Source organism: Streptomyces lydicus (assembly GCF_000717345.1).
GTDB classification, from domain to species: domain Bacteria; phylum Actinomycetota; class Actinomycetes; order Streptomycetales; family Streptomycetaceae; genus Streptomyces; species Streptomyces lydicus.
This window is the reverse complement of record NZ_JNZA01000015.1, coordinates 31,377-44,386: the sequence shown is the minus strand read 5'-3', so window position 1 is coordinate 44,386 and position 13,010 is coordinate 31,377. Positions and strand designations below refer to the sequence as shown.

Below are 13,010 nucleotides of genomic sequence, written 5' to 3'. Positions count from 1 at the left end.
CGCGGGCGGCAGCCTGAGGAGTAGATCGTCCGTCAGCGGTTGACCTCGAAATTCGTCAGAACAAGCAGGGCACGCAGGAGACGCGTCGCGTGAGCGGGATCGGTGCGGAGCTTGGTGAGGATCCGCCAGATCAGGCGCCCCCTCTCGTCGGTCAGGGCGAGGAAGTGCAGGCCATGACGGTGGTGCTTTCCGGAGTAGTTCCGCCGGTCGGCCTTTCCGGTCTGACGCATGGTGGCGATGAGGGTGCCGTCGATCAGGACCACCTCCCCGCCCTGATTCAGGGCGCGGTCCAGGCGCGGGGCTTGGGCGGCGAGCAGGGTGATCAGCTCGTCGCGCCAGCGACGGACGGTGGACTCGGACACGTTGTTTCCGCCGGCCATGTCGGCCAGGCGCTGGTCGTGTCACAGCACGGCCAGGACGATCACCGCGATCTTTCCGGGCGGCAGGATCCGCCACCTGGACCGGATCGCTTTCAGGTGGTGCCGCAGCAGATCGGCGAGGTGATTGACGGTGCGCGTGGACGGCGGCAGTCGGCACTGGTAGACGAGCGGGCAGGGGTCCTCGGCGTGCTCTTTGGTCGGGAGCATGGTCTCCTCCACGTCCGGTGCGCGGTGCGGGATCAGCATCACCGTCCGTCCACCCACCTGCCCGGGCGCTGGCGCGGCCGAGGCGCGCTCGTCGGCGAGCTGCTCGCTCACTCACTCAAGGACACGTTCGGCGACGGCAAGTTCGTCCCGCTCCGCCCGTACTTCGGCCAACTGCTTGGCCAGCTGTTCCTCGAGTTCGTCCAGTTCTGCGCGCCGCGCGCTGATCCGTTCCAGAATCTCGGACCCATGCACAGGATCGTAGAAGGCCACCCGACCGCACGGGGCAGGAACAGGTAAGCCGACCAGGCTCTTCTGCCTCCTCCGGCACGTCGACCACCCCGGGCCGGCCTCCCGACGCTCTCGCTCGCTCGTCGGCGTCAACCTGGTGATTGCGAATAACCCGCAAGTGGGACCTCTGATCAGGTCTCCCCTGGATCAACCGCCGGCCGCACCGTCCCAGCTCGAAGTACGCGACCCATCCGATAAACGAGGCTTTACGGACAAGAGAAGGATCATTCCGCAAGCGCGCTTGCATGCTGAATCGTTCCCTCGCGGGAGCGTCTGCATGCAACATCGCCGACGACAAGGAGCCCGTGGAATGCGGACGGCACCGTCTGGGGCGTCGCGGACGGCACCGTCTGGGGCGTCAACTCCGCCGGCAACATCTACCGCTACACCGGCGACCAGGAAAGCGGCCACTGGAAGCAGATCAGCGGCGGACTCAAGGCGATCTCAGCAGGCTCCCGCACCTCGGTCTGGGGGGCGAACGCCGGCGGGAACATCTACCGCTACACCAATAACGACGCCAGCCCCTGGGTGCAGATCCCCGGCGCGCTCACCGACATCGGAGCAGGAGTGGACGGCACCGTCTGGGGCGTGAACTCGGCCGGCAACATCTACCGCTACACCGGTGATCTGCCGGGCTGACCCCAACCACTCGGCACCCCGCCACCGGAAGTCAGGCTGGTCACGTCCTCCAGGGCGTGACCAGCCCTGGCACAAACAGGAACCGCGAGCCGACCTCCCGGTCAGACGATCTACGCCGGAGACTGCAGCCCACAGCCAGCCTGAGTGTTACGGAGGGCAGTCACACCAGCCTCCTGACCTGCCGCTTCAAAGTGACGGAGGCTCAGTGGCCGAGCAGTCGAAGAGCTATCGATACTCCACGGCCCACGAGATGACTTCCTATGCCCGTCGTGCGCCGTCCACCGACAGCGCGATCCCGGTGATGTACGAGGCGGCGTCCGAGCAGAGCCAGACCGCGGCCGCGGCCGCCTCTTCCGGCGTCGCCATCCGCCCCAGCGGTGTCATCGCCTCCTGCATCGCGATCAGGTCGGTGCCGGCCGCGACCCGTTCGAACCCGGGCGTGCGGGTCGGGCCGGGGCAGACCGCGTTGACGCGAATACCGCGCGGCGCGTAGTCCACCGCGGCGACCTTCGTCAGGCCGACCACACCGTGCTTGGCGGCGACGTAGGCAGGGGCGGTGGGGATCGCGTACAGACCGCCGTTGGACGCGACGTTGACGATCGCGCCTCCGCCGCGGCTTTCCAGAGCGGGCAGCTCGTACTTCATGCACAGGAAGGTCCCGCCCATGTTGACGTGGGTCACCCGCTCGAACTCCTCCGGGCTCATCTGGTCCAGCTGCCGGTGGTGGGAGTCCAGGCCGGCGTTGTTCACGGCGAAGTCGAGACCGCCGTAAGCCTCGACCGTGCGCTCTACGGCCGTGCGCACCGCGTCCTCGTCGACGATGTCCACGCGCAGTACCAACGCCTTCCCGCCGTCCTTCCGGATCATCTCGGCGGTCGCGGCCGCAGTGGCCTCGTCGATGTCGGTGACGGTGACGCCGGCGCCTTGGCGGGCCAGTTCGATTGCCGCCGAACGGCCGATTCCGCTGCCGGCGCCCGTCACGAGTCCGGCCTTTCCGGTGAAGTTGCTCATGATGATCCTCCAATGGATGCCGTGCCTGGCGGTGTCCGACCCGCTCGGGCGATCTGACCAGGGATTCCGCGGTGGCCGACGGCGAAGACCCGGCTTGTGTGTGTGGGGGCGCGCCGGAGGCGGTGGTTTTGACTCTCCGTGGCGCGTGCGTTCCGGCCGTCACGGCTCTCCGCGCCCCTGCGGTCGCGAGCGTCCCCGGCCCGCCTTCGGGGGGTGCCGGGCTGTCAGGCCGGTGGTCAGGCGAGGGGCACGACGATGCCGTTTCCCTGCTTGCCTGACTCCGCCTCGTCCAGCAGCAGCGATGCCAGCGTGATCCGGGAGATCCGGGGCGGCAGCAGCGGGCGGCGCAGGTCCGCCAGCGGCACGACGCGGCGGGTGGAGCTGAGGGGCCCGTCGGTGACGTCCGGGGCATGGAAGACCGTGGCACCGGCCTTCAGCGCGATCTCGTCGGCCTCGGCCTTCTCCCGCAGTTCCGATCCGACGAACATCCGCATCACGCCCGCGTAGATGAGTCCTCCCGACCGGCTGGAGACACCCGAGCCCAGGGCCCCCAGCCACACGGTGCGGACGCCCGCTGCGGCCAGCCGCCTGGCGCCGGCGGTCAGTGCGCCTGGGCCGTCACCCTTGCTGATGCCGATGGCCGAGACCACCACGTCTATGTCGCTCAGGGAGGGAAAGCCGTTCGGGTCGGTGACGTCCGCCTGCCGGTTCTCCGCCTGCCGGGACGCCGGCACGGTCACCCGGGCCGGTGTGCGGACCAGGGCCACGACCTCGTGACCGCGATCCAGCGCCAGGTCGACGAGTGTGCCGCCGGTGCGGCCCGAAGCTCCGAGTATGGCGATGCGCATGATCTTCCACTTCCTGACTAAACAAGTGTTGGTGAGTTGAGTAAACAACCGTTGGTTAGCGGTGTCAAGGCGCAGCCCCAGGTAAGGTGAACGTGTGTTGTTTATCTGTTCACCCAGGTAGGAAGGGGGGCGAAGATGTCGTCTCAGGAGCCGTCCGTTCCCCGCCGCCGCAATCCGCGGGGGCAGGGGGAGGTACTCAAAGCCCAGCTCGTCGACGCGGCAGCCAAGCTGCTGGCCACGCTCGACCAGCCCGAGACGCTCACCCTGCGCCAGGTCGCACGCGAGGTCGGAGTGGCACCGGCCAGCATCTACAGCCACTTCACCGACCTCAGCGCACTGATCCAGCACGTCCTACGACTGCGCTACCAGGAACTGGCCCGGCTGATGGACGAGGCCGCACAAGTCGCCGGCCCCGCCCCCCTGGCCGACCTCACCGCGCGGTGCGCCGCCTACGTGCACTGGGGTGTCAGCCAACCCGGCCACTACCGCACCCTCTTCGGCGGCCGCATGCCCGCCGACCTGGTGCCCGGCTCGGCCCACGGCGCCGGCGCCGAACCGCTCACCGCCGTCGTGACCTCCCTCGCGGCCGCTGCCGTCCCGGAACGCAAGCAGCCCACGGCGGAACGACAAGCACAGGCCGGCCTCATGCTCTGGACCGCCCTGCACGGGCTCGTCAGTCTTTACAACGACCACGGCACGATGCCCTGGCCACCCCTGAACGATCTGATCACCGACGTGGTCTGCCTGCACACCGGCCGGCCGGCGGCCGAGACCGCGAGCCTCCTGAGACAGCACGAAGGACGATTCGGGCCGCCTACCCGCGCAGCTCACAAAGACCGCGACACCGCCCTGCTCGACCCCTCCCCGCCCGCCGGCAACGAACACGGCATTACGCCGGAGGCAGGTTGAGCGCCAGCGCGTTTCATGGGCTCACGCCCTGCTTCATGAGCACACCGTGGGGCCGGGCACAGACACACCACCGATGCCCCGGGACCTGGGAGTTGGCCCAACGAGTGTTCCGCCGCCGGTACGGCCCCGGCGGCTCCGGTGCGGCTTCCGGGATGGCGACCGAACGGGCGGACCTCGAGCACGATGGCGATCCGGATGTCCGACGGGTAGAGGCTGCGCAGGTAGCGGCAGAACTGCAGGAACCTCGTCCGGTTCTTCTGCGGCTTGATGTGGCCGTAGAGCTTGTCCTGGGCCAGGTCGTAGGCGGCGAACAGGTGCCGGACCGCGTGCGGCCGGGTGTAGGTCGCCCGCCAACGGGGCCTCGGCTCCCGGTCGGGGTCCTTGTGCCGTCCGCCGCGCTCGGCCCATTGCCGTCCGGGAGGGGGCTGGAGGTTGAGCGGGCCGAACTCGTCCAGGCATAAGACGACTTCGGGTTCGCCGTCCTCGGGTATGACCTCGACGTCGGCGATCGCGTAGAGGTTCTCGACGCGGGCCTTCTTGGCGGCATAGTCCGGGTCGCGGGAGGTCTTCCAGGTCTTTATGCGCTGAAAGGACACGCCCTCCTCGCGGAGCAGGACGCGCAGGCCCTCGTGGCTGATGTCGTCGACACCCCCTCGTCGACCGGGAAGTCGGCCAACTTGGCCAGGCTCCAGGTCGAGAAGGGCAGGCCGTGCTCGGCAGGCTTGGACTTGCGATCTTCTTGATGTCGCGCCGCTCGGGCAGGGTGAACGTCCTGGGCCGGCCGCCCTGGTACTTCGGGTAGAGCGCCTCGAAGCCGTCGGCGTTGAAGTTGTGGATCACGTCCCGAACCCGGCTCGCGTCACTATGCGTTGGGGTCACGCAGGCCGACTGCGTCATGCCGCCAGAACGGCTCTGCATAGACCAATGTCCCCGTCATCCATGGCTCATGCTCCGGGAACCTGATGACCTGGAAGGCGCCGTCCGGGATGCGCAGGGATGGCTTTCGAAAGCCCAGGCCACCACCGGGCGCGAAGCCGAAACGCGAGTAATAGCCCGGATCACCCTCCAGGAAGACGAGGGGAACAGCCCGTTCGGCGAGGACCCCCAGTCCGTGTCGGACCAGGGCCGAGCCGATACCCCGCTTATGGAGCTCAGGCATCACGGCCAGCGGACTGAGTACTTGCACGTCAACCAGCCGACGAGGGGCGTCGAGAAGACTGCGGGTGAACATGACATGCCCGACGACCTGCCTGTCGTGCTCGGCGACCAGCGAGAGACCGTCCTTCGGTGTGATGGTGTCCCGCAGGGTATCGACCAGGTCGGCCACGACAAGGCCATGGTCACCGAACGCCTGCAGGTGAACATCCCGCACGGCCTGTCTGTCACTCGGAAGTTCTTCGCGAAGATCCATGCCCGGAGGGTAAAGGCCCCTCCGGGTGGCTTGCACACGCTTTTGGAGCCGGAAGGACACGCGGCCAGTGACTGCTCAGTTGCACACCGGGACCAGCATCCGAACCGAACGCTCTCTCCGACGGGGCGAAGGTTCGCTGATGCGGCACTAGTGGCCGCCCCATGAACGGATTTCATCTGCGGGCTCGCTGTCTCTGCTCCCGCCGCCACCCCTGAGCCGACCGGCCATCCTCTGTTCGGGGGGGAACTCTTCTTCGTCACGTGCCCCGGGCTTGCATCGCAGCAGGGCAGCACGGTTGTCTGCTGCATGCCTGGCTGTACGTGGCGGCCAGTTCCGGGTGGCGCAAACCGACCCTGCCACCGACGGAGAACACCTCCTCAAACGATGTCAGCACAGGCCGTCAGATTCTGATCTTCACGCACCTCCTGCCGGGTCGGGGCAGGAACAAAGGAGAGCGTGATGCTCATTGACCAGTACGTCACCGACGTGCGCCGCCAGATGACCGGCGACGCTGCTACTTCTGCTGCCCCACCGGGACAGGCGCAGGTCCCGGCACGGCGTCATCGACCTGCGGGCCTCAATCGCTCCGCGGGGCATCGAGCTGGTCCTCGGCAGGACTGGCGGCGGACGCGTCTTGGTCCTTGGACCTCAGGACTGCCACCTTGACGCCGCTCTGGACGCGCACCGGCAAGAAGTGGAGGACCGCGGACACGTCCCCTTGTGGACCAAGGACACCCCACACGACCCCATGCCGCGTCCGATGCGCCGCAGCCGCGCTGGGCAGACAACGAGCAAGACGGCCAAGCCCGTAGACCCTCACAGCGTAGAACCACACCTGGCCAGTGCACTGCTGCGCCGAGGGCAGCGTTGCCCTGCCGGTCGCCGCCACGGTTGAGGCGACGGTATTGCCGACTGCCCGAGGAACGCTCGACAGGGCTGACCCCGCACAGCGCGGCGAAGGACGCCTCACTGCCCAGGCGCTCCGGGTTGGCCTCCATCGTGATCAGCAAAGTGACGGCCGTGTCCGGCCCGATGCCCACCACATTGAGCAGCTGCGGGGCGTGGCGTTCCACGAGCCGGGCCAGGCGGCCTTCCAGGTCCTGGATCTGGTCGGTAAGCTGCCCGATTCGCTGGGTCAGCAGACCCAGGGTCATGCGGGTGGCGTGCAGCACCGTCTCTTCACCGTCCTCGTCGTTCTTCGGCAGTTCGTCGTCTCGTACGGCGTGCCCGGGTTGGACTGTTTATTGGTCTGTCCGGGTGATATTCGAGTCAATACGGTGGTGCTCTATTGGCCATTTCGGGTTAATGGTGGGGACCGTTTTCCGGTGGGTTGCCCATCTCTCCGGGGAGAGATGGGCAACCCCTGTGGTGCGCGGGTGCGTGGTACATGTCGGCGTGCCCTCTTTCTGTCCCGGTGTGCAAGCGGTGACCCGGTTCGCGTATACCGGCGCCGTGCGACGCGGGCCCCGGTGGGAGTTCTTGGGCGGCCCTCTCAGCTGAGAGAGGTTTGTCATGGAACCGATTACGGGTTGGTGGGGAGCTCCGGCGGTAGCCGGCGGGGTTCGGCCGGTTGTACCGGCCGGTGGATCCGAGGTGGCCGCGGTACGGGGGCTTGCGGTCGCGCCCTTCAGTGCGGCGTTCTCCACGGTGACGATCCCGGCGGGCACGAGCCCGCTGGCGGTGACGGTGGCGCCGAACGGCAACGTCTACGTCGGCAACGCCAATTCCAACAACGTGACGGTGATCAGCAGCACCACGAACACCGTCCTGGCCACCGTCCCCACCGGTTCGAACCCGGCCATGATCGCGGTGGCGCCGAACGGCAACGTCTACGTCACCAACCAGAGCTCGAACAACGTGACGGTGATCAGCAGCGCCACGAACACCGTCCTGGCCACCGTCCCCACCGGCGGGGGCCCGTTCGCACTGGCGGTGGCGCCGAACGGCAACGTCTACGTCGCCAACAGCACTTCGAACAACGTGACGGTGATCAGCAGCGCCACGAACACCGTCCTGGCCACTGTCCCCGTCGGCGCGGTCCCGGACGCGGTGGCGGTGGCTGCGAACGGCAACGTTTACGTCGCGAACCGGAACGCGAACACCGTGACGGTGATCAGCAGCGCCACGAACACCGTTCTGACCACCCTCCCCACCGGTGGGTTCCCGGGCGCGGCGGCGGTGGCGCCGAACGGCAACGTCTACATCGCCAACCAGACCTCGAACAACGTGACGGTGATCGACAGCGCCACGAACACCGTCCTGGCCACCGTCCCCGCCGGCACGGTCCCGGGAGTGATTGCGGTGGCGCCGAACGGCAACGTCTACGTCACCAACACCGTTTCGAACAACGTGACGGTGATCGACAGCGCCACGAACACGGTCCTGGCCACCGTCCCCACCGGCGGGGGCCCGTTCGGAGTGGCGGTGGCGCCGACCGGCAACGTCTACGTCGGCAACAGCAATTCCAACAACGTGACGGTGATCAGCAGCACCACGAACACCGTCCTGGCCACCGTCCCTGTCGGCGCGTTCCCGTTCTCGGTGGCGGCGGCGCAGAACAGCAATGTCTACGTCACCAACGCCAACTCGGCCAACGTGACGGAGATTTCGCCGTTGACGGTGACGACCTCGCCGGCGTCGCCGGTGTGCGGGCAACCGGTGACGTTCAACATTTCCGGGGGGACTCCCAACGGGACGGCGGTGGTGGACTTCGGGGACGCCAGCCCCAAGGTCACCGTCCCCCTGGACGCCACCGGGAGCGGGCAGACCACCCACACCTACACCGCGGGTACGTTCACCGCGACCGTGAACGGCAACCCCACCTCCGTCACCCTGAGCCCCAACCCCACGACGACGACGCTGTCGGTGACGCCGAACCCCTCCACCTGCGGGCAGAGCGTGACCGTGTGCGCCACCATCACCCCGGCACCAGCCACCACCTCCGTGCCGACCGGCACGGTCACCTTCACCCTCCCCAACAGCCAGACCCAGATGGTCCCCGTCAACGCATCGGGGCAGGCCTGCTTCACCACCACCGCCCTGACCACCGGCACCCTCACCGCCACCTATAGCGGTGACAGCTGCTTCACCGGCTCCACCGCCGGCACCCCCGTCACCGTGAACCCCACCCCCACCACGCTGACCGCGCAGCCAGGCACGATCCGGCTCCGGCTGACCCCGCTGCCCGAGTTCTACATCCCCACCCTCAGCGCCACCCTGACGACCACCTCGGGGATGCCGGTGGCCGGTCAGCCGGTGACCTTCACCGCCACCACGCTCTTCGGCCCGGTCAACCTCGGCACCGCCGTCACCGACGCCAATGGCACCGCCACCCTCCACAACGCCGTCGTCCCCGTCTTCGCCGTCGCCACCCCCTTCTACACCGCCACCTTCCCCGGCACTGCCTGCTACACCGCCGCCACCGCCCACAACATCCTGCTGTTCATCCCCCTCCCCGGCTGACCTCGTCGGATCCGAAAACCCCAGGTCACCTTGTCTGCTGCGACGGGAGGAACACGTCGTGCCCCAGCTGCATGAGTTGGCCGCCCAGACCCGGTTCATCTCGTACATGCCGTCGATGGGGCCAGGATCCGGCAACGGCGCATCCACGAGGCTGAAGGCGTCGAGGTGCCATGCGAGGAAGTCGCTCGCGCTACGAGGCTCCGAATGAGCCGCACCGTCGTGCTGAACGCCAGCGATCTCGCAGATCTGCCCCTTCCCGGCGTGAAGACGATCGAGGTGCTCGGCTTCCTGCCGTCCGACCAGAGCGACCCCATCGCATTGGACAGGTCGTTACTTCCTGGGCGTCGAGGGAGCCGGCGCCCACCCGTACCGGTTGTTGCGGGACGCGATGAAGCAGAGCGGCCAGGTCGGAGTCGCCCGCATGGCGCTGCGCGGTCCGGAGCGTCTCGTGGTCCTCCGGGAGCAGCCACCGGCTCGGAACATCTCCGCGCACGCGGAGATGGGCGCCCGGTATAGCCCTACGTCCACGCCACCTCGGACAAAACCGGGAGCTTGGAGGATGCTTCCAGCGCGTTGGGGTTCCCCTACGGCGACTTCGAGAAAGTGCACCGCTGCGGAGTCCTCTCCGCGGAGTCACGCGCCGGGCAGTACAAGCACACCGACATAGAGGTCGCCGTGGCTCATGTGCACGGAATGCTGCAAGAACTTTCCTGAGCCGGACTCACACCCCGCCTGCCGTCCCCGCACCGCCCTGTGCCAATGCACCCACCCCGCGGTCTCACGGGCACCGGCGGCAGTTCGGGAGCAGCCAACCGCTCCCCGTCCTACCGTGCCTCGCCGAACCGGAAGCCGGGCATCGGTGTCCCCGGTCCGATTCGCGCGACGCGCTCACCAGCCAGCGGGCCCGCGCCACCATCGCCTCCCACCTTCTCAACGCCCGCGAGCCGTTAACCCTCAACGACCCGCAGCAACGGCTCGGACACAAGCTCCCTGGCGGCACCCGCTGCTACGCGGCGGTCCTGCAACGCACCCTCACCGTGTTCTGCAAGAAGGCCGACTACTTCGCCCGCAACTTCCACGCTGCCCGTTCTACGTCCCCAAGCAGTCCACCCGCGGCCAACTGCTGGCCGTCAAGGACCGCATCGCCCAGATGCTCCAGCAGTTCGACCTCACCGACGGCGAACGCGAAGCATCGAAGGAGACCGCGAAGCGGTCACCGCTCTCGCCGAACGCCTCGCGGACACCACACCCGCCGGACCGACCCCGCGAGAACTCGGAACGACGGACGGCTTCATCCCCCTGCCCCGCCTCATGAAGACGATCACACGACCGAATGGAGACGATCCCAAGCAGCTGCTCTCACTCGCCCAGGCGAACACTCAGCTGGCCGCCCGGCTCCCGGAACCCGAGCGCAGCCGCCACACGTCGGGATGCCGCGGGGCCTGCGCCCGTGACAGCGGCACCTGGATCGGCCCCGTCTGGTGGCCGGTCTTCCGGCCGGACTCCTCGGTTCGCTCCCGGGCGGCACCGCATGACACCTCACATGGACGGCCGCACGGTGCGGCTGACGACGGACGGCCCCGGCCTCGCCCTAAGCTCGGCGCCGTGACGTGGCTGCGGGCGCTGGGGCTGATCGTGCGCTCCGGGCTGACGATTGAGAGGACCCGGCTCGAGCCGCTGGTCGCACTGCGCGCCGCGGCCGGAGTGGCGACCGTGATCGGGCTCGCGCTGTGGCTCGTCTCCCCGGCCTTTGCCATGTCCGCCGCGTTCGGAGCCTTCTCGGCCGGCACCGCCACGTTCCAGCGGAGTTGGCGACCGCGCAAGGTGCTCGCGCTGGCCGCCGGCGCGGGCCTGGCGCTCAGCACCTTCCTGGGATATCTGGCGGGAGCGCACCCCGTGCCGTTCCTCCTGCTGCTCGCCGTGTGGTCCTTCGGCGCCGGAATGGCCTGGGCCGCGGGCTCGACCGCCGGGATCGTCGCGGCCGCCACGATCGGCATCATGCTGGTGACCATCACCCTGCCGACCACCGTGGTGCAGGCGCTGGAGCACGCCGCGGTGATCGCCTTCGGCGGTGTGGTGCAAGCGACGCTGATCCTGCTGTTCCCGATCCGCCGCTGGGGAGCGCACCGGGACGCGCTCGCCTGCGCCCTGGCCGCCGTGGCCGACTACGCCCGACGGCTGCGGCACGACCCGGTGGCCCCCTTCGCCCCGGAACCGATGATGACGGCCCGCGAGGCCGCTGCGGTCACGCCGTGGCAGGCACGCCGGCGGCCCGCCGCCCTGCACGGCCCCCGCGGCCTGGCCGAGCGCATCCGCCCGGTCCTCGCCTCCCTCGCCGACCCCCGGGTCGGCGCTCCGGCGGAGGGGTCGGAACGCGACCGGACGCGGGAACTCCTGAAGGCGGCCGGCGAAGTGCTGGACGCCGCTGCCCACTCGATCCGCCGCGGTACCCCCGTCCGGGTGCCCTCCGAAGCCATGGAGGTCCTCCGGGGCGGGGAGGAGGAGGTGCTGCGGGGGCCGGCGCGGCTGGCAGCGGTGCGGCTGTTCGATCTGCTGCGCGAGGTCGTGGAGACCGCGGACAGCGGCGACACTCACGCGGCGAAAGCCCCGGCACTGGTGCGTCCGACCATGTTCCGGATGGTGCCGGTCGTGCTGCGTGCGATGCTCCGCGAGCTCACCTGGGACTCGACTGTTCTCCGGCACGCTGTACGTCTCGCCGGGGTGGCTTGCCTCGGCTACCTGCTCGGCAATGCGCTTCCGCTGGGCCACGGCTACTGGGTGCCGATCACCTCTGTCATGGTGCTGCGGCCCGACTTCCACCAGACCTACTCCCGTGCTGTGGCCCGGTTCGCCGGCACTCTCGTCGGCGTCGGACTGGCCACCGGAGTGGTGCAGGTGGCTCACCCGGGCGCATATCTGTCCGGTGGGCTGGCCGTGGTCTCGGCCGGGTTGATGTACCTGCTGATGCACACCGGGTACGCGGTCTCGCAGTCCTTCGCCGCAGCGTATGTCGTCTTCCTGCTCGGGATGGGGGGCGAGGAGTGGCACCAGACGGTGCGGGACCGAGTGCTGCTGACCCTGCTCGGCGGTGCGCTCGCGATGCTGGCCTATGTGGTCTTCCCAGCCTGGGAGACCCCGCGGCTGCTGGACCGTCTCGCGGACTGGCTCGCCGCGAACGGGCGGTACGCGGCGGCGGTGGTCGGCAGCTACGCGGATCCCGGCGGCGGGCATCGCGCGGAAGTGCGGCAGGCACTGCTTGCCGCCCGTAAGAAGGAGGCTGCGTGGGACGAGGCTTTCGAGCGGTCCAAGCAGGAGCCGGTGAAGCATCGTGGCCTGACCCGCAGTGCGGCCCAGGAGGCGTATGACGCGCTCAAGTCGATGGGGCGGGCGGCGATGCTTCTGGAGGCCCATCTGCCGGGACGAGGGGTGCGGCCCGTCCCGGAGGCCGCACTGTTCGCGGCGGCTCTGCGGGCGGACACCGCGCGTGCGGCGCGGGACGTACGCGAGCGGCGGGCCCCGGGGTGGGAGCGGGTAGCGGCGGTGCTCGACGCCTGGGAGGGCGCGGACGGCGGTGATGATCAGGTGGTGCGGCGTGGCGCGGAACTTTTGCTGGGGGCGCTGGAGGAGCTGACGGCTGCGCTGGGCACGACACCGCTGGAACGGGATGTCGAGTCGGTCCGGGAGGCGCGGGAGGACCGACAGGAGAGACCGGCACCGGAGGAAGAGGCGGCAGATGCGGAAGAGGAACAGGAACTCCGGCGGGGGCGCGGTGACGGCTCGGCTCCGCCACCCAAGGACGGCGGATAGGCAGCGCCGCGTTCCGTGCGGCAAGCCGGGGTTTCGTGCCGGGAACCG

Annotated in this window: 11 protein-coding genes and 3 pseudogenes; 6 read left to right on the top strand and 8 right to left on the bottom strand. The window is 68.9% G+C overall.

What is annotated here, in order from left to right:
* Positions 1 to 32: 32 nt before the first annotated feature.
* Genes OO62_RS40640 through OO62_RS39615 form a run of 3 tightly spaced genes read right to left on the bottom strand, consistent with a single transcriptional unit; the run spans position 33 to position 857 of the window.
* Complete coding sequence (locus tag OO62_RS40640) at positions 33 to 362, bottom strand: transposase (protein WP_228332570.1); 330 nt, start codon at positions 360 to 362, stop codon at positions 33 to 35.
* Between the two features lie 39 nt (positions 363 to 401).
* Entirely contained in the window at positions 402 to 698 is a 297-nt protein-coding gene (locus OO62_RS40635) for a hypothetical protein (protein WP_228332569.1), read from the bottom strand.
* The gene (locus OO62_RS39615; protein ID WP_157850151.1) at positions 699 to 857 is read right to left on the bottom strand and encodes a hypothetical protein; all 159 of its coding nucleotides are present in this window, start codon (positions 855 to 857) and stop codon (positions 699 to 701) included.
* Between the two features lie 270 nt (positions 858 to 1,127).
* Here OO62_RS39615 and OO62_RS40630 point away from each other — a divergent pair, with 270 nt between their 5' ends.
* Positions 1,128 to 1,514 carry a tectonin domain-containing protein gene (locus tag OO62_RS40630; protein WP_346009365.1) on the top strand — a complete coding sequence of 129 codons (387 nt, stop codon included), beginning with the start codon at positions 1,128 to 1,130 and terminating at the stop codon, positions 1,512 to 1,514.
* Positions 1,515 to 1,772: 258 nt separating this feature from the next.
* On the opposite strand, the gene OO62_RS16480 is transcribed toward OO62_RS40630, so the two are convergent.
* A complete protein-coding gene (locus tag OO62_RS16480; protein ID WP_033268174.1) occupies positions 1,773 to 2,525 on the bottom strand; it encodes an SDR family NAD(P)-dependent oxidoreductase in 753 nt (250 codons plus the stop codon).
* 236 nt (positions 2,526 to 2,761) lie between these two features.
* Positions 2,762 to 3,373 (bottom strand): NAD(P)-dependent oxidoreductase, encoded by a 612-nt coding sequence (locus OO62_RS16475; protein WP_033268173.1) that lies wholly within the window; start codon positions 3,371 to 3,373, stop codon positions 2,762 to 2,764.
* Between the two features lie 135 nt (positions 3,374 to 3,508).
* On the opposite strand from OO62_RS16475, the gene OO62_RS37000 reads away from it, so the two are divergent.
* Positions 3,509 to 4,282, top strand: coding sequence for a TetR/AcrR family transcriptional regulator (locus tag OO62_RS37000; RefSeq protein WP_078617204.1), 774 nt, complete (start codon positions 3,509 to 3,511; stop codon positions 4,280 to 4,282).
* A 173-nt stretch (positions 4,283 to 4,455) separates the two neighbouring features.
* Here OO62_RS37000 and OO62_RS41545 read toward each other — a convergent pair.
* The 3 genes and pseudogenes from OO62_RS41545 to OO62_RS41740 all read right to left on the bottom strand — a co-directional run.
* Positions 4,456 to 5,179: pseudogene (locus OO62_RS41545) on the bottom strand (helix-turn-helix domain-containing protein); the annotation flags it as partial.
* The gene (locus OO62_RS16460) at positions 5,145 to 5,693 is read right to left on the bottom strand and encodes a GNAT family N-acetyltransferase (RefSeq protein ID WP_033268171.1); all 549 of its coding nucleotides are present in this window, start codon (positions 5,691 to 5,693) and stop codon (positions 5,145 to 5,147) included. The gene OO62_RS16460 and the pseudogene OO62_RS41545, both read right to left, overlap by 35 nt.
* Before the next feature lie 857 nt (positions 5,694 to 6,550).
* A pseudogene (locus OO62_RS41740) lies at positions 6,551 to 6,907 on the bottom strand (transposase); the annotation flags it as partial.
* Between the two features lie 379 nt (positions 6,908 to 7,286).
* Here OO62_RS41740 and OO62_RS16455 point away from each other — a divergent pair.
* The 4 genes and pseudogenes from OO62_RS16455 (at position 7,287) to OO62_RS16450 (ending at position 12,962) form a co-directional block, all read left to right on the top strand.
* On the top strand, positions 7,287 to 9,155 hold the full coding sequence (locus tag OO62_RS16455; RefSeq protein ID WP_033268170.1) for a virginiamycin B lyase family protein: 1,869 nt from the start codon (positions 7,287 to 7,289) through the stop codon (positions 9,153 to 9,155).
* A gap of 105 nt (positions 9,156 to 9,260) precedes the next feature.
* Positions 9,261 to 9,473 (top strand): annotated as a pseudogene (locus OO62_RS41735) (Ku protein); the annotation flags it as partial.
* Positions 9,474 to 9,492: 19 nt separating this feature from the next.
* Positions 9,493 to 9,822, top strand: coding sequence for a Ku protein (locus OO62_RS41730; protein ID WP_358245671.1), 330 nt, complete (start codon positions 9,493 to 9,495; stop codon positions 9,820 to 9,822).
* A gap of 938 nt (positions 9,823 to 10,760) precedes the next feature.
* Positions 10,761 to 12,962, top strand: coding sequence for an FUSC family protein (locus OO62_RS16450; protein WP_033268169.1), 2,202 nt, complete (start codon positions 10,761 to 10,763; stop codon positions 12,960 to 12,962).
* Positions 12,963 to 13,010: the final 48 nt, after the last annotated feature.